A 21836-nucleotide genomic window follows, 5' to 3' on the forward strand; every position below is an offset into this window, starting at 1 on the left:
TTGGGGTGATTGCCCAGCGAGCCGCAGCGCTGACAAAACGCTGCGGCAGGCCGATCAGTGCGGAGCGCGGATGATCGTCTTGAGCAGGTCTTCCGGGCTGATATGCCCAACCACCTGCTGCACACCGCCACTGCCTGGCGAAGGCAGGTCGATGATGTGCGAGCGCATCTTGCCGACAACATGCATCTCACACGGCTTGCAATCGAACTTCAAGGTCAGTACTTCGTCGCCCTGGATCAATTGCATCGGTGCAACCTTGGTGCGTACGCCGGTCACGCCTTTGGCCTGTTTCGGGCACAGGTTGAACGAGAACCGCAAACAGTGCTTGGTGATCATCACCGGCACTTCGCCCAGCTCTTCGTGAGCCTCGTAGGCGGCGTCGATCAACTGCACACCGTGGCGGTGATAAAACGCCCGGGCCTTTTCGTTGTAGACGTTGGCCAGGAACGACAGGTGCGATTCCGGATACACCGGCGGAGGGTTGCTTTCGGCCTTGCGTGCACCGCGTGGGTGGGCGGCGATCCGTGCTGTGGTCAGCGCCTCGATGGCCTCACGGCGCAGGGTCTTGAGCTGCGAGTTGGGGATGAAGAACGCCTGCGGTGCATCCAGCTCGATAGCGCTGGCGTGGTACTGGGTGGTGCCCAGTTGGCCGAGCAGGTCATGCAGTTGATCGAGCGCCTGTTGCGGCTTGTTGGCCGGGCCAAACGGGCCGTCGAGGGCGACGCTGACGCTGATGCCTTCTTCACTGGTGGCGGTCAGCTGCAGACGCTGCTCGCTCAGTTGCGCCTGCCAGGCCACGCCGACCCGGCGCTCCGCGGAGGTGCGCTGCAAGGCCTGCTGCCAGTTGTGATCGAGGTTGCGCGACAGCGGATGGTTCGGCTTGAGCCGGTACATGCCATCCGGCATCTCGTTGGGCTCGACCCGGTAACGGTAGCGCGGTGCACCGTCTTCCTCGAACTCGCCCTTGAGCTCGGCGATGTTGGCGCGGAAACCCACCACTTCGCGCTTGACCAGCACGTTGAGGCCGTCACCGTTGCTCAATGGCACCTCGGTGACCACCTGCATGTCACGCTTGCCGACCTTTTCCACCACGCCTACCGGCAGGCCGGTGAAGGTGGGCGAGTCGAACGCGCCGATGTCGATCTTGCGGTCGCTGACGAAGTAGTCAGTGCTGCCGCGGTGGAAGGTCTTGTCCGGGTCGGGCATGAAGAAGTGTTCGGTGCGGCCACTGGAAGCACGCGCCAGCTCGGGGCGGTTCTCCAGAATCGCATCGAGCTCTTTGCGGTAATGGGCAGTGATGTTCTTCACATAGCCCATGTCCTTGTAGCGGCCCTCGATCTTGAACGAGCGCACGCCGGCATCGACCAGATCGCTGAGGTTGGCGGTCTGGTTGTTGTCTTTCATCGACAGCAGGTGCTTCTCGAACGCTACTACTCGGCCCTGATCATCCTTGAGCGTGTACGGCAGGCGGCAGGCCTGCGAGCAGTCGCCACGGTTGGCACTGCGCCCGGTCTGCGCCTGGGAGATATTGCACTGGCCGGAGAACGCCACGCACAGCGCGCCATGGATGAAGAACTCGATGGCCGCATCGGTTTCGCTGGCAATCGCGCGGATCTCTTGCAGGTTGAGTTCACGCGCCAGCACCAGCTGGGAGAAGCCGGCCTGATCGAGGAAACGCGCCCGAGCCAGGGTGCGGATGTCGGTCTGGGTGCTGGCGTGCAGCTCGATCGGCGGGATATCCAGCTCCATCACCCCAAGGTCCTGCACGATCAACGCATCGACGCCGGCATCGTACAGCTGATGGATCAGCTTGCGCGCTGGCTCCAGCTCGTTGTCATGGAGGATGGTGTTGATGGTGGTGAACACCCGCGCATGGTAGCGCCGGGCGAACTCGACCAGTTCGGCGATCTCGCTGACTTCGTTGCAGGCGTTGTGCCGCGCGCCGAAGCTCGGGCCGCCGATATAGATGGCGTCAGCGCCGTGCAGGATGGCTTCGCGGGCAATCGCCACGTCGCGGGCAGGGCTGAGCAGTTCCAGGTGATTCTTGGGCAAGGACATGGCTTTATTTTTTCGGGCTGTCACGGTTTAGGCGGGCATTGTAACGGTGAAACGCTCACGCGGCACCTGCGCGCTGCCCGATGGTGAGTCGGTACTGGTCAATTAGCTTGAACGCCTGCGCTTGCCACCCGGTCGTACTTGAAAACATAGCCCGACCGACCGTGATGAGGCCCCGACCATGAGCGACACCCCGACCGACCCTAGCGGCCAGGCCATCAGCCTGAGCTTGAACGGAACGCCCCGGCAGCTGCAGGTGCAGCCCTGGACCACCTTGCTTGACCTACTGCGCGAGCAGCTCGACCTGACCGGTACCAAGAAAGGCTGCGACCACGGCCAGTGCGGTGCCTGCACGGTGCTGCGCAATGGCCGCCGGGTCAACGCCTGCCTGACCCTGGCGATCATGTGCGATGGCGACCAACTGACCACCATCGAAGGGGTCGCAGACGGCGACAGCCTGCACCCGCTGCAACAAGCCTTCATCGAGCATGATGCCTTCCAGTGCGGCTACTGCACCCCCGGGCAGATCTGCTCGGCGCTGGGCATGGCCAACGAAGGCCGCGCGCGCAGCCGTGACGAAATCAAGGAAGCCATGAGTGGCAACCTGTGCCGCTGCGGTGCCTACAGCAATATTCTCGATGCCGTGGAAGCGACCTTGCCGTTGATTCATGGAGGGCCGCGGCCATGACTCCGTTCCAGTACAGCAAGCCCACCAGCATCGACGCCGCTTTGGCCCTGACCGGCCCACAGGCGCGGTTTATCGCTGGCGGCACCAACCTGCTCGACCTGATGAAGGAAAACCTCGACCAGCCCGAACACCTGATCGACATCACCGGCCTGCCGCTGGACCAAGTCAGCGAAACCGAGGCGGGCGGGCTGCTGGTCGGTGCGCTGGTAAGCAACGCCGAGCTGGCCTGGCATCCCCTCGTCGAACAGGCCTATCCGCTGCTCAGCCAGGCGATCCTGGCTGGTGCTTCGCCGCAGTTGCGTAACATGGCCAGCACTGGTGGCAACCTGCTGCAGCGCACCCGGTGCTACTACTTCTATGACGCCGGCACGCCGTGCAACAAGCGCGAACCTGGCTCGGGCTGCCCAGCCCGTGATGGCCTCAACCGCATCCATGCGATTCTCGGCGCCAGTGACAGCTGCGTTGCGGTGCACCCCTCGGACATGTGTGTGGCGCTGGCAGCGCTTGAGGCGCGGGTACATGTGCAGGGCAAGGCTGGCGTGCGCCAGATCGACTTTGCCGACTTCCACCGCCTGCCGGGTGACAGCCCGCAGCGCGACAACCAACTGGCCGACGATGAACTGATCACCGCCATCGAGCTGCCGGCGCCGCAGTTCAGCCTGCACAGCCACTACCTCAAGGTGCGTGATCGGGCCTCCTATGCGTTTGCGCTGGTCTCGGTTGCTGCCGCGCTGGAACTGGACGGCGACAAGATCGTCAGCGCCCGGCTGGCGCTTGGCGGCGTCGCCCACAAGCCTTGGCGCAACCCAGCGGTGGAGCAGATGCTGCAGGGCCGCGCTGCCACCGGCGAGAGCTTCGCCGCTGCGGCGGACATGCTCCTGGCCGATGCCCAGCCACTGGCGCACAACGCCTTCAAGATCAAGCTGGCCCACGCGGCCATCGTCCGCGCCTTCACTGAAGCTGCCGCAACAGGAGTTGCCTGATGAATACCTTGAAACCCGTTAGCGGCCAGCCCATGGACCGCGTCGACGGCCCGGCCAAGGTCACCGGTCAGGCCCGTTACGCGGCCGAATACCCCACCCCTGATTTGCTCCACGGCAGCGTGGTCTCGAGCACCATCGCCCGCGGCCGCGTGCGTCATATCGACTGCGAGGCAGCATTGCGCCTGCCAGGCGTGGTGGCGGTGCTGCACCATCAGAACCGGCCAAAGCTGGCGGGCGAAGACGAACAGTACGAAGACGCTGATTCGGCAGATGGCTCGCCGTTTCGCCCGCTATACAACGACCGTGTGCTCTACAGCGGTCAGCCGCTGGCACTGGTCGTCGCCGACAACCTCGAACTGGCCCGGCATGCCGGCACGCTGGTGCGCATCGAATACGAAACCGACACCCATCAGACCGATCTGCTCGCCGGGCAGGCCCATCCCGCGCCGGCTGAGCTTCCCAAACCCCGCGGCGACTTCCAGCAAGCCTATGACGCTGCACAGGTGCGGGTCGATGCTACTTACAGCACCCCGATCGAGCATCACAACCCGATGGAGCCGCACGCGTCCACGGTCATCTACCACCCAGGCGGCAATCTGGAAGTCCACGACAAGACCCAAGGCACGCAGAATTGCCGTGATTACCTGCACAGCGTGTTCGGCCTGCCCAAGGAGAAACTGCGAGTATTCGCGGCCTATGTCGGCGGCGCGTTCGGCTCTGGTTTGCGCCCGCAGTATCAGTTGCCACTGGCCGTGATGGCGGCGCTGCAACTGCAGCGCTCAGTGCGCGTCACCCTAACGCGCCAGCAAATGTTCACCTTCGGCTACCGCCCACGCACTGTGCAGCAGTTGCGCCTGGCCGCTGACGCGCAGGGCAAGCTGCAGGCGATCCATCACGCCGCTACCGGCCAGACCTCGCGCTTCGAAGACTTCAGCGAGCACGTGGTCGAGTGGAGCGGCATGCTCTACCAGTGTGACAACGTGGCCATGGACTACCGCCTGGTGCCGCTGGATGTCTACACGCCGCTGGACATGCGTGCGCCTGGCGCGGCGCTGGGCTTGATCGGCCTGGAATGTGCGATGGACGAGCTGGCGGTGGAACTGGGCATGGACCCGGTCGAGTTGCGCCGGCAGAACTTTGCCGAGAGCAACGGCAACGAAGGCAAACCGTATTCCAGCAAAGCTCTGCTGGACTGCTATAGCCAAGGTGCCGAACGCTTTGGCTGGGCCGCGCGCAATCCGCAGCCACGCAGCATGCGCGAAGGCCACGAACTGATCGGCTGGGGCATGGCCGGCGGGGTCTGGGAAGCGATGCAGATGAAAGCCAGCGCCCGTGCGCGCCTCGATGCCCACGGCCAGTTGGTGGTGAGCAGCGCGACCACCGATATCGGCACCGGCACCTATACCGTGATGACCCAGATCGCCGCCGACGCGATGGGCATGGCGCCGGCTGAGGTGACCTTTCTGCTAGGGGATTCGGCGCTGCCGACCGCACCGTTGCAGGGGGGCTCGTTCACCGTGTCGTCGGTCGGTTCAGCGGTGCGCCAGGCCTGTGAAGTGCTGCGTGGCAAACTGCTGATGGCGGCGCGTAGCTGTTATCCGGAGCTGGCCGGTCATCCGGCTGAGGACATGGTTATCAGTGAGGGTGAGCTGCACGTTGGTCGCCGCCGTTATCCGCTGGGCGAGATACTGCCGCGCAGTGGCCTGGAGGCGAAGGTGGTGTGCGAGCCCGATGCCCGCCGTGACGGCTATGCAACGGCAACGCACTCAGCGGTATTCGTTGAGGTGCGGGTCGATGAGGAGCTCGGCACGGTGCGTCTTGGGCGGGTGGTCAGCGCGATTGCAGCGGGGCGGGTGATCAATCCGAAGATGGCCCGCAGCCAGATTCTCGGTGGGGTGGTCTGGGGTGTCAGCATGGCGCTGCATGAAGAGACCTTGATCGACCATGAACTGGGCCGCTACATGAACCACAACTTGGCGGAGTACCACATTCCGGTACAGGCGGATTTCGCCGACATCGATGTGCTGTTCGTGGATGAACCGGACGAGATCGTCAACGCCCTCGGCTCCAAGGGCGTCGGTGAGATCGGTATCGTCGGGGTGCCGGCGGCGGTGGCCAATGCGGTGTATCACGCCACTGGCAAGCGGATGCGTGAGTTCCCGTTGACTATCGATCGAGTGCTTGGTTGAGGCTGACTCCGGCTGCCGCGGCCTGGAACGAGGCTGCTGCAGCCGGGGCAGGGGTCAGAACTGGTATTCCATGCCGGCGCCGGCGTACCAGGAGCGGCCGGGGGCTGCTTCGTAGTAGCGCTGGTTACCATCGCCGACAATCACCGAACCGACGTATTGGCGATCGGTCAGGTTGTCCAACCGCAGCAGTTGATGGAAGGTCCATGGGCCAAGGTTCTGCTCGAAGCGCGTGCGCCAGTTGAATACGGTATAGGCCGGCGCAGCGGTCTGTTGATTGCTGTCCTCAACGTAGACTTTGCTGCGATATTGGCCCTCAAGGCCCATGCTGATCCCTGGATGCGGTTTCCACACGAGCTCGGCAAATAGACTGCTGCGCGGTACGCCAGGCAAATTGTTGCCTTTCTCGATGGTGCTGCTGCCTTGGCTGACGGATTCGTCATAGGTTGCATCAAGCAGCGTGTAGGCGACGTTGGCCTGCCATTGTTCGCTCAGCTCCCGTTGCACACCAAGCTCCAGGCCACGTCGCAGTGTCTGGCCGGCGTTTTGGTAACTGGTGCGACCGTTGTTTGAAGCAAATACCACCACTTCGTCTTCGGTCTGAATCTCGAACAGCGCCAGGTTGATCCGGGTGCGGTCGTCTGGACGGGCTTTAAGGCCGATCTCGTACTGGGTGCTGGTCGCGGGTTTGAGGCCGAAGTTGAAGCCTTCCACGGCACCTGGCGCATAGGCCATCTCGGCCTGCGTCGGGGTCTCGAACGCCTTGCCAGCGCTGACGTAGCCGTGCAGCTCAGGGGTGAAGGCGTACATCACCGACAGTGTCGGCGTGGTGCGTTGATACTTTTTCGAGCCGCTGGAATCGCCATTGGCCAGGTACTTGTCGTCGACCTCCATTTCCATGCTGCTGCGGCGCACGCCAGCGTCCACGGTCCAGCGGTCGAGTTCCCAGTGGGCTTGTAGATAAGGGTCGAGGCTGGTGGCGGTGTCCTTCTCGTCGCGACGCAGTTCACCTTTGACGCCCAGCGTGTCGCCGCTGAAGTTCTGGAAGCCGCGGCGGTCGTCCGTGCTGCGGTCGTAATCGGCGCCGGCGGTGAGGGTCAGGGCACCGTAGGCGACTTCGACCGGTTGAATCCAGCGCAAGGTGCCACCGTGGAACTCCCGGTCGAAATCGACCACGCCACCGCCGCGGTTGTTGGGCGCTGTGCCTCGGGGGATCGACAGATACTGAATCACACTGCGCTTGCCCGCATACAGATTGAACTGCAAGGTCGCGTCACCGAAATAACGCTCGTAATTCATCCCCACTTGCTGGTGATGGATGCTTTTGCGCGTGTTGTATTCTTCGGCGCGGCTGCTCACTGAGCGCGGATCAGCCTTGTAACCTTGCCAGGTCTGCCCCAGCGGGTCCTGCGTGCCGTTCTGCTCCAAAGTGCTGAATATCAGTGCCAGGCGGCTGTCTTCATCGGGGCGCACATGCACCTTGGCAAAGGTCTGGTCGCGCCGGGCCGCACTGTGGTCGCGGTAGCCATCGGTGTCCAAGCGAGAAGCATCGAGGACGAACCCGGCATAGTCATTGCCACCCTCGCCGTAGACATGGTTCTTGTTGAAGCCATCGCTGCCAAAGGTGGTGTCGACGCCGACTTTGGGCGCCCCGGCGCCATCGCGGGAGAACATCTGGATCACGCCGCCGGCATTGCTGCCGTAGATCGCCGACGCAGGGCCGCGCAGCACTTCGATGCGCTCGGCCACATCGAGGTTGAGCGAGGCTGCCTGGCCCTGGCCATCGGGCGTACTTGCCGGGATTCCATCGCTGAGCAGCTTGATCCCGCGAATGCCAAATGCCGATCGAGCGCCATACCCGCGAGAAGATATCTGCAGGTCCTGGGCGTAGTTCTGACGGTTCTGCACCACCAGCCCGGGCACGCGATTGAGCGCCTCGGACAAATTGACCCCCAACTGGCCATCAGCGATCTGCGCGCGTTCCACGGTGTCGATGGAGTAGGGCAGGTCGAAGCTCTGGTTGGGTGCATAGGTGCCCGTGACCACCACCGGCTCGAGCAGGTTGAAGGTGGTTGCAGGCTCGGCATGGGCCAGGCTGCACAGGCCGAGGGTTGGCAGTAGAACGGTGAAATGGCGACGCATGGGGCTTCCTGCTGCTTGAAGCGGTGATAAAAGTGCGGTTTACGCGGCCCCTGTAGGAGCGGCCTTGTGTCGCGAAAGGGCTGCGTAGCGGCCCCAGGATCTGCGCCACGCCGCAAAATCGCCGGGGCCGCTACGCGCCCCTTTCGCGACACAAGGCCGCTCCTACAGGGGGGTCGCGTCAGGCTTTGGCGGCCATTGCGGTTACTTCTACGCGCATGCCTTCAACTGCCAGTGCGGCCACGCCAACGGCGGCCCGGACCGGCCATGGCTGGCTGAAGAAGCGCTGGTAGACCTCGTTGAATGCAGGCCGGTCAGCCATGTCGGTGAGGTAGATGGTCAAGTGCAGCACACGGTCCATGGAACTGCCAGCGCGCTCCAGGGCAGTTTTCAGCGCCTGCAGAGTGCATTCGCTTTGCTCGACAATCCCGCCCAGCTCCAGGCTGCCGTCTGCCCGGGTCGGGATCTGCGTGCTCACCAGCAAATTGCCGAAGCCGGTCACGTCGGACGAGATCGACTCCGGGTCTGGGTCTGGAATGAAGGTAATGTCTGCATTTGCCATGGGAATAGATGCCTAGCACGGGAGGAAAGGCGCAAGCCTACGTGAGCGAGCCGGGCCGGTCGAGCCGCCGCTGGGCCATTGAAATTGAAATAGTAGGCATTGCCGGTCAGAATCGCGGCCATTTGGCCGAGCGCACAGCCTCGGTTATGCAGAAGGAACAGGGCTTGAACGAACACACACTGTCGCAACGCCTGGAACGGGTCGCGGCGAACGTGCCGGCATCAGCGCGGCTGGCGGATATTGGCTCGGACCACGGTTACCTGCCGGTGGCGTTGATGCTGCGCGGGGCGATCGAGTTTGCCGTGGCTGGCGAAGTGGCGCAGACGCCGTTTCACTCGGCGCAGCGCAAGGTGCGTAAAAATGGCCTGGAGCAGCGTATCGCCGTGCGCCTGGCGGATGGCCTGGCAGCGATCGAAGCGGGTGACCGGATCGATGTGGTCAGCTTGTGCGGTATGGGCGGCGAGACCATGTGCGAGATATTCGAGCGCGGCAAGAATCACCTGGCTGGCAGCGAGCGGTTGATCATGCAGCCCAACGGTGGCGAGCAGGAGCTGCGCACTTGGGTGATGAACAACGGTTACCGCATCGAGCATGAAGAGGTCCTGCGCGAGAACCGCTTCGACTACGAGATCATCGTTGCCGTGCCGGCTGCTGACGTGGTCTACACGCCGCAGCAGCTATTGTTTGGCCCGCGCTTGATGGAGCAGCGCAGCGAGGCGTTTCTGGGCAAGTGGCGCCGCGTGCTGCGTCAGCGCCAGCAGACCCTGGCGCACTTCGAACATGCGCAAGAGGTGCCGCAGGCCAAGGCCCGGCTGTTCAGCAAGCAGGTCGAGTGGATTACTCAACTGCTGGCCGGGGCCTGATCGATTACATCTGCGAGCAGTTACCCATCTCGCGGAAGCTGATGTCGTGGCGCTGGCCTTGCTGGTCCAGATAGGCCATCCGCGCGGTGCCCACCTTGCAGTCTTCGATGTCGCTTGCCGGTGTAATGGAAATCACCTTGGCAACGTCCAACGGCATGCCGTAGTGGTATTGCTCAACCGCTGCGGGTACTGGTTGTTGATTGCCCTGGTCGGCGTAGGCAACGGTGGTAGTCACTGAGCTGAGAAGGGCAAAAATTGTGATAATGGCTTTCATGATGAGCTCCTCTTACGTATGAGCCATGATGCATTGCTTGGCGATTCACAATAAATGGCCTGCAACGTGATAGATTGCTGCTCTTGATGTACGAATTAAATTTCAGGAGCGCGCTTCCATGGACATGCTGCATGCCATGCGGACTTTCACCCGGGTAGTCGATTGCGGCAGTTTCGCGGGCGCCGCCAATGCCCTCGACATCTCTGCCGCCCAGGTCTCACGCATCGTCGCCGAGCTTGAAAACCAGTTGCAGACCCGCCTGCTGCACCGCACCACCCGGCGCCTGCGCATGAGCGAGGCGGGCGAGCGTTTCCTTGAGCGGGCGCGGCAGATCCTGTTGCTCAGTGAAGAGGCCATGGACGAAGCGCGCGGCGCGCACCTTACCCCGCGCGGGCGGCTGCGGGTGCACTCCACCCATGGCTTGGGCCTGCTGATGATGCCGCTGGTGGCGGCCTATCAGGCGGCCTGCCCGGAAGTGGTGATGGAGCTGACCCTGTCGCAGCGCAACCCCGATCCGCTCGATGAGGGCCACGACGTGGTCATCACCATCGGCCGCGGCTTGCCGGATTCGCAGCTGATTGCCATCCCCCTGGGCGGCATCTACAGCATCCTTTGTGCCTCACCTGACTATCTGGCGCGTCACGGCGTGCCCGAGCGACCAGAGGACCTGCAGCAGCATGTGTGCATGCGCATGGGCGACCCATTGTTCGAAGAGGACTGGGTATTTGAACAAGCGGCCGAGAGCTGCGTGATTCAACCGCAGCAGACCTTCCTGACCAACGTCGCGGATGCCATGTTGCAGGCTACCGAGCTGGGTATGGGGATTGGCTTGATTCCGTATTTTTCCGCGACCAGGGCCATCGAGCAGGGACGGCTATGCCGGGTATTGGCGCCACATCGTCTGCGGCAGCGGGAGATTTATGCGATCTATCCGTCCCGGCACTATCTGGATGCCAAGGTGCGGACCTGGCTGGACATGCTCAAGGAGCAACTGCCGCTGATGTTCCAGGCGCATGAACAGGTAGTCGAAGAACAGCGCCACTGGCGCTGATTGAACTGAAGCGCGGCGCTGCAGGTTTCCCCACAGCGCCCCTGCAATCAATGATCGTCTTGCTCGGCACTGCTTGAGTCGCTTGGCCCAGGGGTCTTGCCATCTGCGCCATCGGAGTCGGTACCGGTATCGCTGCTGTCGTTATCCGGGCTGCCGCCTGGGCTGTTGACGCTGCTGCCATCACCGGCGGTGCTGCCACGCGGTTGGTCGCCAGAGGACTGTTCAGTGGTGGACTTGCCGCTGTTCATGTCTGTGGCAGCAATGCTGACGGTAGAAGCAAGGCCCAACGACAGGGCAAGAACTAACGGAAGCGGGCGGAAGCGAACCATGGTGAATCTCCTGTAAGGATGATCGTCATGTGTTCGGCCACGCCAGCGGGGGCAGGGTGCCCGTCGGGCGACGAGCGGTCATGCCCCCGGCGCGGGTCAGGCGTGTTCTGCAGCAGGCGCCGGCGCCTGGGTTTCAGCCATCGACGGGTGCTCCTGCACGGCATGGCGCAGTTCTTCGGTCACCCGCAGTTCGGCGCCACTCGGCGAGAACGTGGTGCTCGCAGCAAACGGCGCGGGATGCTCCGGTGCCGGGCGCTTGCCACGGCGCCAGAGGAAGAAGCTGACCATGGCCAGGTTGATCACGGCAAAGGCCCAGAACAGGCCGACTTCGCCGTACGAGGTCATCACCGGCGAAATCGCCAGCGGCGCCATTGCCGAGCCCAGCGAGTTGATCAGCAGCAGGCCCTGGATCATCGGCACCAGCGCATCCGCCGGGGCGCGGTCGGCAGCGCTGCTGACCGACACCGGGTACACCGCGAACACACAGCCGCCGAGCAGGAACAGCATTGCCGGCAACAGAACCGAGTTGGCCGGCAGCAGGCCGATCACCAGCGACAGCACGGTGCACAGCGCGGCCAGCGTGATCAGCACATCCTGGCGGTCCTTGCGGTCGGACCAGCGCCCCACCGGATACTGCAGCAGCATGGCGCCGAGAATCACCCAGGCCATCATGGTGCCGACTTCACCCACCGCCAGACCGATGCGCTGCAAGTACAGCGGCAGCAATGTATACACCGCGGCGATTGCCACGCCCGAACCAAAGCAGCCGACCAGCCCGGTGGGGGCCACGCCCAGCAGTTGCCGGGGTTTGAGCGGCTCGACCTGATCGAGCACCGGCGATACCTGCGGCAGGATCACGATCGGCAGCACCGACAGCGCTGCCAGCATGCCGGCAACCATGTATGGCGCGCTGGCGCCCAGGCCAGTGATCTCGCCCAACGCAGCCTGGGCCAGCACGCCAGCACCGTAGAAGGCGATCATGTAAAGGGCCAGCAGGCGCCCGCGGATCCTCGCGTCGCCGGCCATCAGCAACCAGCTTTCAATCACCAGAAACACGCCGACGGCAGCCCAGCCGTTGATCAGGCGCATGGCCATCCACCAGGTGGTGTCGTAGAACAGGCCCTGCATCAGGCTGGTGGCGGTGATCAGCGCGGCGAAGCTGCTGTAGGCACGGATGTGGCCGATGCGCAGGATCAGCCGGTCATTGAACAGGGCGCCCAGGGTCAGGCCGATGAAGTAGGCCGAAGAGACGATACCGATCATCGTCGCCGATTCGCCCGCCGTACCCAGTTGCAGTGTGGTCAACGAAGACATGAAACCATTGCCCAGGGCCATGATGAACAGCCCAAGCAGGGGCGCCAGCGCCATGGCCAGCAAACGCGGAGACATACATACCTCAAGAAGAAATCAGCAGATGTGTGCCTTTTTGCCGCGCAGGCTGGGCCGGGCCATTGCGGACCGGTAGCGAGGGTGCCTGTAGCAGGGTGACTGGCGAAAAGGAGGCGCGATTTTAAGCGTTATCCTGAATTTGCCAAGGGGGCTGGCCCTGCGACCATCCGCCGCAGGATAAACGGTCGGCGTGTGGCTGCAGCAGCCCGCGCTGTCAGGCGTGGCCATCAGCCAGCCGTGGCGGCTGAAACAACTGCCGAATCAACTCGCGCAACCAGCGATTGCCGCTGTCCTGGTGGTAGCGTGCGTGCCAGTGCTGCTTGACCGTGAAGCCGTCGACCGCAAGCGGGCAATCGGTCATCTGCAGGCCATGCATGGCGGCCAGTGTCTGGCCGATATGCCGAGGGAGCGTCGCGATCAGGTCGGTCGAGCCGACCACCATGCCCAGCCCGAGAAAACCGGGCAGCTCAAGCATCACCCGGCGCTCGATGCCGGCCCGGGTCAGAGCCGCCTCGAGCAGTTTCTGGCCGGTGCCGGCACTGACTTGCACGTGTCCCTCGGTCCGGTAGCGGGTGATGCTCATGGGCTCCCCGTCGGTGGCATGCTTGGGGTTGCTCAGGCACACCCAGTCCTGCTCGAACAACACCTGCTGGTACATGCCGCCGCCCAGCCAGGGCACAAAACCAATGGCCAGGTCGGCCTCGCCTGATTCCAGCGCGCTTTCGGTATTGCCGTCGATGCGTGCCGCTTCCAGGCGGATGCCCGGCGCGTGCGAGCGCAGATGATTGAGGATGCGCGGCAGCAAGGTGATGTGGCTGGCATCGCTGACGCATAAGCGAAAACGGCGCTGCGCGGTCGCGGCGATGAATTGTGGCTCGGAGGCAGTCAGTCGGCGCAGCGATTCGAGCACCTCGCGGCACGGCCCGATCAACTGGTCAGCCCGCGGCGTGGGCGCCATGCCGCCGGGGGTGCGCACAAACAAGGTGTCGTTCAGTTGCTCGCGCAGGCGTGCCAGCCAGATGCTGATGGTCGGCTGGCTCTGGCCCAGTTGCTCGGCGGCGCGGGTCACGCTGCGGCAGTTGTAGAGGACATCGAACAGGCGCAGCAGCTTGGGATCTGGCAGGGCATCCAACGGGGTCATTATTGTAATTCTCAATAGTGCTATTGAGGCCATTGTATAGCCCAAATAAGCCCGCCTGCCTAATGTAGTCGCAAAGCACAGGAGGCTTGCGACGTGAAAATCTGCATTCTTGGAGCCGGCGCCCTCGGTTGCGCCATTGGCGCTGCCTTGAGCGAGGCGGGGCATGAAACCTGGTTGTTGAACCGCGGCCAGGCGCATGTCGCTGCGATCAACCAGCACGGCCTGCACGTCAACGATGAGCGTGGCGAGCGCCACGTGCGGGTCAACGCCAGCGTCGATGCCGAAGAGATCGGCGCGGCCGATCTGGTGGTGGTGCTGGTCAAGTCGTTCCATACCGCTGAAGCGATTGCCGGCGCCACTGCCTTGATCGGCCCGCAGACACTGGTGCTGTCACTGCAGAACGGCCTGGGTCACGAGGACATTCTGGCCGAGGCGGTCGGTCGCGAGCGGGTATTGGCCGGCAAGACCTACGTCGGTGGCGTGCTGCTGGCGCCCGGCTCGATCCGCGCCGGGGTAGCCGGCAAGCAGACTTTTATCGGCGAGCTCGACGGCCAGTTGACGCCACGGGTGCAAGCCATTGCCGACGCCTTCAACGGCGCCGGGCTGGCCACCAGTGTCAGCGACAACATCCTCGGCACCATGTGGGACAAGCTGTTGGTCAACGTCGCCACCGGCGCGCTCAGCGGCATCACCATGCTCAGCTATGGCCAGCTGTACAGCGAACCGCTGCTCGAGAGCACGGCCAAGGCAGCGGTGGCCGAAGCCATCGCGGTCGCCGAGCGGGCCGGTATCCGCCTCAGCCTGACCAGCCCAGAAGCTGCCTGGCAACTGGCTGCCGAAGGCCTGCCGGCGAGTTTTCGCACCTCGATGCTGCAGAGCCTGGAAAAAGGCTCGATCACCGAAATCGACTTCATCAACGGCTCCGTCGTGCGCTGGGGCCAGCGCCATGGCGTGCCCACGCCGGTCAACGCGACCCTGGTGGCCTGCATCAAAGGCATCGAACGCGCCATGGCCGACTATCAAAAGAGGGACTTCAAGTGACTGCCAAAGCCTACCTCGAACACGTTGCATTCTTCGTCAAGGACATCCACTGGCACATCGGCTTTTTCAGCGAGGTGTGCGGCATGACCATGCGTGAAGTCCAGGGCAGCCTCGAGCAGCCTGCGCAGTACTGGACCCTGGGCGGTTTGCAGTTCATCCATCAGCCGGATTTTGCCGGCCCGGAAGGGCGCATGGCCCACCTGGGCATCATGTGCGAAGACCTCGAGGCCAGCCTGGCTGCTGCGCAGCGCTTCGGCGTCACGCCATTGCCGCAAGGCTTCAACTGGTTCCGCCTGCCGGATGGCCTGGCGATCGAGCTGATTCAGGCCCGGCCGGTCAGCTGCGTAGCCCAGGCATTGGCGATTGACCCACGTGCACAGGAGCAAGCATGAACGTAGTGGAAAAATTCTGGGACGATGCCCGTGAAGGCGACGAGTGCATCAGCCCAAGCTATACCGTGACCCGCGAGCGCATTCTGGCCTATGCCGACCTTACCGGTGATCACACCCCGGTTCATGTCGACGAGGCTTACGCCAACGCCAGCCACTTTGGCTGCCTGGTTGCCCATGGCTTGTTCGGCCTGTCGATTGCCGACGGCCTCAAGACCCAATGCGAATACCGCTTCGTGCCCGGCATGTCGCTGGGCTGGACCTGGGACTTCCTCCTGCCGATCAAGGTCAACGACGTGCTCCACGTGCGCATGCGCGTCGGCTCGATGCGCGCAAGCAAGAGCCGCCCAGGCTGGGGCATCGTGGTCTTGCCGTCGGAGCTGATCAACCAGCACGGCGAAGTGGTGCAGCGTGGCGAGCACCGGTTGATGGTCCCAAGGAGGGCGCAGGCATGAGTCAGGCATTACCACTCGCGGGCATTCGCGTCATTGATTACAGCCACTTTCTCGCCGGCCCTTACGTTGGCCGCTGCCTGGCTGCGCTGGGCGCCGAAGTGATCAAGGTCGAGCGCCCAGGCACAGGTGACGCGGGCCGCCAGCATGCCTTCACCCTGGACGAGCAGCAGAGCGGTTACTTTCTGCAACTGAACATGGGCAAGCAGGGCGTCAGCGTCAACATGCGCGACCCGCGCGGCAAGGCCTTCATGCAGCGCCTGACCGACTCGGCCGACGTCTTCATCGAAAACTACCGGCCCGGTGCACTGGAAAAGCTCGGTCTGGGCTACAGCGAGCTGTCGGCGCGCAACCCGCGGCTGGTCTATTGCTCGATCTCGGCCTATGGCCACACCGGGCCTGATGCGCACCGCGCAGGCTTCGGCCTGATCGCCGAAGCCAAGAGCGGCATCATGCAGATGGTCGGCGTACCCGGCGAGGCACCGCCGTTGCTGCGTATTTCGCTGGGTGACATGTACACCGGCATTCATGCCGTAGCTGCAATCAACGCGGCGTTGTTGGGCCGGGTCAGCAGTGGCCGCGGCCAGCATATCGACATGGCCCTCTACGACACGCTGGTGTCGATGCACGAATACGCCGTGCAGTGCTACACGCTGTCCGACGGCACCGTGCTGCCCGAGCAGACCGGGCATGACATGCCGACGTCGACCCTGTACGGGGTGTTCCGCGCCGCCGATGGTGACCTGGTGATCGCCGCGCAGGTGGACGACGCCTGGCAGCGCTTCGCCGCCATGCTCGAAGCCAACGGCGGCCCGAGCGGCTTTGGCAGTGACAGCCGCTTCCACAGCCTGAACGGGCGCAACGCCAATCGCGAGGACATTCTGGCGGTGGTGCGCGAGTGGGTCGGCGCGCGGCAGGTGGCGGATATCCTCGCCTTGCTCGACGGCATCGACATCCCCAGCGCCAAGGTCCAGCGCATCGACGAGGTGCTCGCCGACCCGCAGATCAAAGCCCGCAACATGGTCATCGAGCAGGAGCACCCGCGCTACGGCACCTTGCGCCTGCCCAACCTGCCGTTCCGCTTTTCGGACTGCGATACCACCATTCACCAGGTCGCCCCGGACCTCGGCCAGCACAACGCCGAAATCGCCGCCGGGCTTGGTTTCAGCCCTGAACAGATCGCTGCGATGCAGGCAGATGGGGTCTTGTTCAGCCACGGAGATGCAGCATGACTGACCGCTATACAGTGATCGGGCGGCCGATCAATCACACCAAGTCGCCGCTGATTCACGGCCTGTTTGCCCAGGTCAGCGAGCAGGTACTTGAATACGGCGCCATCGAAGGCCAACTCGACGGCTTCGAAGCGCAGGTACTGAGCTTTCGCGAGTCGGGCGGGTTGGGCATGAACATCACCGCGCCGTTCAAGCTGCGCGCGTTCGAGCTGGCCGACCGGCGCAGCGAGCGCGCCCAGTTGGCCGGTGCCGCCAACGCGCTGAAGTTCGAAGACGGGCGCATCGTTGCGGAAAACTTCGATGGCATCGGCTTGCTGCGCGACATCGAAAGCAACCTTGGCCAGCCGCTGCGCAACCGCCGCGTGCTGTTGCTCGGCGCCGGTGGTGCGGTGCGTGGTGCGCTGCTGCCGTTTCTGCAGGCAGCGCCGTTGGAGCTGGTCATCGTCAACCGCGATATGTCCAAGGCCGTGGCGCTGCGCAATGAAGTCGACCACCCGCTGCTGCGCATCAGCCGTTACGAAGAGCTGCAGGGCGAGACCTTCGATATCGTTATCAATGCCACCTCGGCCAGCCTCAGCGGCGAGCTGCCGCCGTTGCCTGCTGACGTATTGAACGGTGCCCAGCTGGCCTACGAGCTGGCCTACGGCAAAGGCCTCACGCCATTCCTGCGGCTGGCCCGCGAGCAGGGCGTGCCGAACCTGGCGGACGGCGTCGGTATGCTGGTCGAGCAGGCGGCAGAGGCGTTTGCCTGGTGGCGCGGGGTGCGGCCTGAGACGCGCGCTGTGATCAACCAACTGACCATCCCCCTCGAGTAGCGCCATGAGCGTCAATATCCTGATGCTGCACGGCATCAACCACAACATGTTCGGCAAACGTGACCCACGCCAGTACGGCACGGCCACGCTGGCAGACATCGATCAGGCCTTGCAGGCGCTGGGTGAGGAACTCGGCGCGCGCATCGAGAGCTTCCAGAGCAACTACGAAGGGGCGATGTGCGAGCGTATTCACCAGGCCTACGAAGAGCGGGTCGATGCGGTGCTGATCAATGCCGGGGCCTGGACCCACTACAGCTACGGCATTCGCGATGCGCTGGCGATTCTGGAAGTGCCGGTAGTGGAAGTGCACATGTCGAACATCCATGCCCGCGAGGCGTTCCGGCATCACTCGGTATTCGCCGAAGTGGTGCGCGGGCAGATCTGTGGATTTGGTGTCGACACCTATCTGCTGGCCTTGCGTGCGGCGATGGGCATGCTCTGATTGACGCTGGCCTGCTAGCGCTTTTATCAACGCCAGAACGCCGGGCGCGGGGCAGCTGGGGCATACTGGGATCTTTTCCAGGCGATCGGCACTGATCGCCGTTGAGGGCAAGGCATGCTGGCTTCGTTGTTCGCTGTTCTGGCACCGGTGTTTATCGTCGCGGGCATTGGCTACGGCTGGGCCCGCAGCGGTATCGACTACCCCACCGAATTCATCGCCCGGCTGGTGATGAACATCGGCACCCCAGCCTTGGTGCTGTCGACCTTGAGCCGGACCAAACTGGACCAGTCGGCCTTTACCAATATGGCGTTGGCCTGCGTGCTGTGCATGGCTGGCATGGCCTTGGTCGGGCTGCTGGTCAGTCGCTTGTCTGGCCTGCACTGGCGCGTCTTGTTGCCGGCGTTCATGTATCCCAACACCGGCAACATGGGCCTGCCAATCAGCCTGTACGCCTTTGGCGAGCATGGCCTGGCGCTGGCGGTGGCGTTCTTTCTGACCTTGTCGATCTTCCAGTTTACCGTGGGCATTGCCGTGGCTGGCGGCGCCAGCTCGTTCAAGGCGCTGCTGCGCAACCCGATCGTGATCAGCCTGGCGGGGGCCATGCCGATCATCTTTCTGCAATGGGAATTGCCCAAGTGGCTGGCCAATACTGTCAATCTGCTGGGCGGCATGACCATCCCGTTGATGCTGCTGACCCTCGGCGTGTCGCTGGCCAGCATCCGCCTGCAACAGGTCGGCAAGGGCATGCTGCTGGGCGGCCTGCGGATCGTTCTGGGTGGCGCGGTTGGCTGGGCAGTGGGTGAGCTGCTTGACCTGGAAACCATGGCCAAGGCCATCCTGGTGTTGCAATCGTCGATGCCGGTGGCAGTGTTCAACTACCTGCTGGCCGTGCGCGCCAAGCGCTCACCTGAAGAGGTCGCCAACCTGGTGATGTGCTCGACGATCCTGTCGTTCGTCTGGTTGCCGCTGGTGCTGGCCTGGTGGCTGTAACCCGCAGCCTAGTCGCTTGAATGCTCGGCGCGGGTATCGATGCCGACCACCACCGACATCCCCGGGCGCAGACGCTTGGCGTCGGGCTGGTCCTGGTCGACGGTGATCCGCACCGGGATCCGTTGCGCGATCTTGACGAAGTTGCCGGTGGCGTTGTCGGCTTGCAGCAAGGCGAACTCCGAGCCGGTCGCGGGTGAGATCTGCTGCACGTGGCCGCGCAGTTTCAAGTGATCGAGCGCATCGACGCTGAAGGTCACCGGCTGGCCAATGCGTACCTTGGCCATCTGGGTTTCCTTCATGTTGGCGATGATCCAGTGGTTGTCCGGGACCAGCGGCATCAACTGCGCACCTGAATTGACATAAGCCCCCAGGCGCGTGCCGATCTGGCCGAGCTGGCCATCGCGCGGTGCGGTGACCCGGGTGTTGTCCAGGTCGATGCGGGCCAGCTCGACCGCGGCCTTTGCGTTTTCTACCGAGGCTTCCAGCGAGGCGCGGTTGACGATCACCGTCTCTACGTCCTGGCGCGCGATCTCCAGCGCGGCCTTGGCCTGGGCCAGGCTCGCCACTGATGCTGCATGATTGGCGCGGCTGACATCCAGCTCCCGGCGCGATACCGAACCGTCGCTGACCAGCGCCTGATTGCGGCGCAGGTCAGCCTGGCTCTTGTCGGCCTGGGCGGCAGCATCGGTGATCGCCGCCTGGCGCTGGACGATGGTCGCCTCGGCGCTCTTGCGCTGCTGCAGGTTGTTGGCCAGCGCGGCCTGCTGTTGCTGTAATTGCGCAATGGCCTGGGCCAGGCGCTGGGTGTAGATGCGGTCATCAAGGCGCACCAGCAGGTCGCCGGCCTTGACGTACTGGAAGTCCTGCACCGGCACTTCGACGACATAGCCGGACAGCTGCGGGCCGATCAGCGTGACCTGGCCACGCACCAGCGCGTTTTCGGTGCTCTCGATATCGCTGCCAAATGGCGGCAGTTGCCAGGCGTACAACACCAGCAGGATGCCGGCCAGGGCCACGCCGGCAAAGGTCAGCACAGACAATACCCGCACTCGTCGCGAGCCGCCGGGGTTGCTCGGCTGCGTGGGCGGGGTCTGACCTTCCGGAGTTTCGGCAATGGCGTTGGTAGAGGTGATCGGTGTTTCTTCATTCATTGATTCGAAGCGCCGCGGGTTGAGTCGGAAAGGGCCGCCTGGCGGGTCGTGTGCCAGACCCACAGGCTGCGCAGCGAAATCCAGAGCATGGTCAGTATGGCAATCCCGGCGATCAGCAGGAATACATCGTTGTAAGCCAGCACGTTGGCTTCGCGGGTGGCGGCATTGGCCAACAAGCGGGTGCCGACTTCAGTGCGCAGGGCCGGGTCGGCAATGACTCCAGCATAGCTGCCGCCACCGCTTTGGACCCGAGCGTTGACCAGGGGTTCGAGGCGGCTCAGCTGTTCGCTGAGGTTGCTCGAGTGGAATTTCTCGCGCACGGTCTGGAAGGTGCCGAGCAAGGCCGCGCCAAGCAAGCCGCCGAGGTTGTTGCAGATCCCGAACAGCACCGAAAAGCTGACCAGGTTGCGCGGGTTGGCGCGCACGTGGCCGATGCCCAACGCCATCGATGGGCCGAGGAAGAAGGTGCTGCCAAACGCCAGCATGAACTGGCTCAGGTACATCTGCGCTGGCCGGGTCAGGTTGCTCGAGCTGCTGTCCATGTAGGCGCCGACAGCCATCAGCGCCAGCGAGCCGAACAGCGGCAGCACCAGGTGCTTGGGGTTGATGGTCAGGGCACTGGTGACCAGCCCGGCCACGGCGCCCAGCAGCATCACCCCATACAGGCTGCGCAGCTGCTCGGTGCCCAGGTTGAGCGTTTGCAGAAAGCCCACCGCGCCGGTCGATTGCTCGGAGGTGACCATGCGGATCAGGATCACGCACAGTGCCAGGCGGATCACCGCGGCGCTGCTCAGCCAGCGGGTCATCAACAACGGGTTGCTGCGGTTGTGCTCGATCGCCAGCCCGGCGCAGATCAAACCGATCGAGGCCGCCAGCGCCATGCCGATCCACGGCGTGTCCAGCCACCATTCGATGCGCCCCAGCGACAGCGCGGCGCAGAGCAGCGCGGTGCCGCTGGCCATCAGGCCAAAAGTGAGAAAATCCAGCGGCTCGAAGGTCTTGAAACGGTCGCCGGGCGGCAACTTCAGCAGTAATACGCAGCCCAGCGCGGTCAGCGCCAGGCCCAGTTCGAACATGTACAAACCGCGCCATTCGGCAATCTGCAGCAGGTCTTCGGAGAAGATCCGCGCCAGCGGTATCGCCAGCTGCGAGGCACCCAGGCCGAGCACCATGGCTTTGAGTCGCCAACGCTCGGGAAAGGCCTGAATCATGTAGTACAGGCCCAGTGAGCTCAGCGCTGCGCCGACCATACCGTGGGCTGCGCGCACGGCGATGGCTGAGTTGATGTCGTTGACGAACAAGTGGGCGAAGGTGACCAGTGCATACAGCACCAGGAACACTTCGGTGAACGCGCGCAGGCCAAACTGCTGGCGAAACTTCACCAGCAGCAGATTCATCGACACGTTGGTCATCACGAACGCCGCCGGCAGCCAGGCCATTTCGGCGCTGGTGGCACCGAGCGCGCCTTGCAAAAAGGTCAGGTTGGCGGTCACCAGAGCATTGCCCAGGCCGCCGGTGATAGCCACCAGCAGGCCCACCGCGCCGTAGGCGAGGCGAGTCAGAGGTGGATGCAGCGGGGTCGACGGCGAGCCGGGAATGGTCGGCTTTTCGTGGGGGAGCCACTGGCGTGGGGCGTACTTGTCCATCGGAAGGGCTTGGCCTTG

General features: G+C 63.8%; 21 protein-coding genes. 12 read left to right on the forward strand and 9 right to left on the reverse strand.

Features of this window, described 5'->3' with window-relative positions; all coding sequences use genetic code 11:
* Window positions 1-54: 54 nt before the first annotated feature.
* Complete coding sequence (locus K3F44_RS06105) at window positions 55-2058, reverse strand: U32 family peptidase (protein ID WP_220633558.1); 2004 nt, start codon at window positions 2056-2058, stop codon at window positions 55-57.
* A gap of 178 nt (window positions 2059-2236) precedes the next feature.
* Between K3F44_RS06105 and K3F44_RS06110 the strand changes: the two genes are divergently transcribed.
* The 3 genes from K3F44_RS06110 to K3F44_RS06120 are packed head-to-tail and all read left to right on the forward strand — an operon-like array spanning window position 2237 to window position 5915.
* Window positions 2237-2743, forward strand: coding sequence for a (2Fe-2S)-binding protein (locus tag K3F44_RS06110; RefSeq protein WP_220633559.1), 507 nt, complete (start codon window positions 2237-2239; stop codon window positions 2741-2743).
* Complete coding sequence (locus K3F44_RS06115; RefSeq protein WP_101319152.1) at window positions 2740-3726, forward strand: xanthine dehydrogenase family protein subunit M; 987 nt, start codon at window positions 2740-2742, stop codon at window positions 3724-3726. The genes K3F44_RS06110 and K3F44_RS06115 overlap by 4 nt, the downstream gene beginning before the upstream one ends.
* Window positions 3726-5915 (forward strand): xanthine dehydrogenase family protein molybdopterin-binding subunit, encoded by a 2190-nt coding sequence (locus K3F44_RS06120; RefSeq protein ID WP_220633560.1) that lies wholly within the window; start codon window positions 3726-3728, stop codon window positions 5913-5915. Before K3F44_RS06115 ends, K3F44_RS06120 begins: the two co-directional genes overlap by 1 nt.
* A gap of 54 nt (window positions 5916-5969) precedes the next feature.
* Here K3F44_RS06120 and K3F44_RS06125 read toward each other — a convergent pair whose 3' ends face one another.
* The gene (locus K3F44_RS06125) at window positions 5970-8054 is read right to left on the reverse strand and encodes a TonB-dependent receptor (protein ID WP_220633561.1); all 2085 of its coding nucleotides are present in this window, start codon (window positions 8052-8054) and stop codon (window positions 5970-5972) included.
* A gap of 178 nt (window positions 8055-8232) precedes the next feature.
* Window positions 8233-8613 (reverse strand): RidA family protein, encoded by a 381-nt coding sequence (locus tag K3F44_RS06130; RefSeq protein WP_101319158.1) that lies wholly within the window; start codon window positions 8611-8613, stop codon window positions 8233-8235.
* A gap of 164 nt (window positions 8614-8777) precedes the next feature.
* Here K3F44_RS06130 and K3F44_RS06135 point away from each other — a divergent pair, with 164 nt between their 5' ends.
* A complete protein-coding gene (locus K3F44_RS06135; RefSeq protein WP_220633562.1) occupies window positions 8778-9476 on the forward strand; it encodes a class I SAM-dependent methyltransferase in 699 nt (232 codons plus the stop codon).
* Between the two features lie 4 nt (window positions 9477-9480).
* On the opposite strand, the gene K3F44_RS06140 is transcribed toward K3F44_RS06135, so the two are convergent.
* Window positions 9481-9750, reverse strand: a complete 270-nt coding sequence (locus K3F44_RS06140) for a DUF2790 domain-containing protein (protein WP_220633563.1) — start codon at window positions 9748-9750, stop codon at window positions 9481-9483.
* A 118-nt stretch (window positions 9751-9868) separates the two neighbouring features.
* On the opposite strand from K3F44_RS06140, the gene K3F44_RS06145 reads away from it, so the two are divergent.
* Complete coding sequence (locus K3F44_RS06145) at window positions 9869-10801, forward strand: LysR family transcriptional regulator (RefSeq protein ID WP_101319162.1); 933 nt, start codon at window positions 9869-9871, stop codon at window positions 10799-10801.
* A 47-nt stretch (window positions 10802-10848) separates the two neighbouring features.
* On the opposite strand, the gene K3F44_RS06150 is transcribed toward K3F44_RS06145, so the two are convergent.
* The 3 genes from K3F44_RS06150 to K3F44_RS06160 all read right to left on the reverse strand — a co-directional run bounded on the left by K3F44_RS06150 (window position 10849) and on the right by K3F44_RS06160 (window position 13660).
* The gene (locus tag K3F44_RS06150; RefSeq protein ID WP_150569329.1) at window positions 10849-11130 is read right to left on the reverse strand and encodes a hypothetical protein; all 282 of its coding nucleotides are present in this window, start codon (window positions 11128-11130) and stop codon (window positions 10849-10851) included.
* 96 nt (window positions 11131-11226) lie between these two features.
* Window positions 11227-12519, reverse strand: coding sequence for an MFS transporter (locus K3F44_RS06155; RefSeq protein WP_220633564.1), 1293 nt, complete (start codon window positions 12517-12519; stop codon window positions 11227-11229).
* 214 nt (window positions 12520-12733) lie between these two features.
* Window positions 12734-13660: a LysR family transcriptional regulator gene (locus K3F44_RS06160; RefSeq protein ID WP_220633565.1), complete on the reverse strand. Its 927-nt coding sequence runs from the start codon at window positions 13658-13660 to the stop codon at window positions 12734-12736.
* 93 nt (window positions 13661-13753) lie between these two features.
* Between K3F44_RS06160 and K3F44_RS06165 the strand changes: the two genes are divergently transcribed.
* The 7 genes from K3F44_RS06165 (at window position 13754) to K3F44_RS06195 (ending at window position 19021) form a co-directional block, all read left to right on the forward strand.
* Entirely contained in the window at window positions 13754-14701 is a 948-nt protein-coding gene (locus tag K3F44_RS06165) for a ketopantoate reductase family protein (RefSeq protein WP_150569328.1), read from the forward strand.
* Window positions 14698-15093, forward strand: coding sequence for a VOC family protein (locus K3F44_RS06170; protein WP_101319171.1), 396 nt, complete (start codon window positions 14698-14700; stop codon window positions 15091-15093). Before K3F44_RS06165 ends, K3F44_RS06170 begins: the two co-directional genes overlap by 4 nt.
* On the forward strand, window positions 15090-15545 hold the full coding sequence (locus tag K3F44_RS06175) for a MaoC family dehydratase (protein ID WP_150572629.1): 456 nt from the start codon (window positions 15090-15092) through the stop codon (window positions 15543-15545). Before K3F44_RS06170 ends, K3F44_RS06175 begins: the two co-directional genes overlap by 4 nt.
* Window positions 15542-16774, forward strand: coding sequence for a CaiB/BaiF CoA-transferase family protein (locus K3F44_RS06180; protein WP_181106434.1), 1233 nt, complete (start codon window positions 15542-15544; stop codon window positions 16772-16774). Before K3F44_RS06175 ends, K3F44_RS06180 begins: the two co-directional genes overlap by 4 nt.
* The gene (gene aroE / locus K3F44_RS06185) at window positions 16771-17589 is read left to right on the forward strand and encodes a shikimate dehydrogenase (protein ID WP_101319177.1); all 819 of its coding nucleotides are present in this window, start codon (window positions 16771-16773) and stop codon (window positions 17587-17589) included. Before K3F44_RS06180 ends, aroE begins: the two co-directional genes overlap by 4 nt.
* 4 nt (window positions 17590-17593) lie before the next feature.
* Window positions 17594-18031 (forward strand): type II 3-dehydroquinate dehydratase, encoded by a 438-nt coding sequence (gene aroQ / locus K3F44_RS06190; RefSeq protein ID WP_101319179.1) that lies wholly within the window; start codon window positions 17594-17596, stop codon window positions 18029-18031.
* 114 nt (window positions 18032-18145) lie between these two features.
* Complete coding sequence (locus K3F44_RS06195; RefSeq protein ID WP_101319181.1) at window positions 18146-19021, forward strand: AEC family transporter; 876 nt, start codon at window positions 18146-18148, stop codon at window positions 19019-19021.
* A gap of 8 nt (window positions 19022-19029) precedes the next feature.
* Here the strand turns inward: K3F44_RS06195 and K3F44_RS06200 are convergent, their stop codons facing one another.
* Together K3F44_RS06200 and K3F44_RS06205 are read right to left on the reverse strand one after the other, a co-directional pair.
* The gene (locus K3F44_RS06200) at window positions 19030-20172 is read right to left on the reverse strand and encodes an HlyD family secretion protein (protein WP_220633566.1); all 1143 of its coding nucleotides are present in this window, start codon (window positions 20170-20172) and stop codon (window positions 19030-19032) included.
* On the reverse strand, window positions 20169-21818 hold the full coding sequence (locus K3F44_RS06205; protein ID WP_150569323.1) for an MFS transporter: 1650 nt from the start codon (window positions 21816-21818) through the stop codon (window positions 20169-20171). The genes K3F44_RS06200 and K3F44_RS06205 overlap by 4 nt, the downstream gene beginning before the upstream one ends.
* Window positions 21819-21836: the final 18 nt, after the last annotated feature.

It is taken from the genome of Pseudomonas sp. S07E 245 (assembly GCF_019599025.1).
GTDB classification, from domain to species: Bacteria; Pseudomonadota; Gammaproteobacteria; order Pseudomonadales; family Pseudomonadaceae; genus Aquipseudomonas; species Aquipseudomonas shirazensis.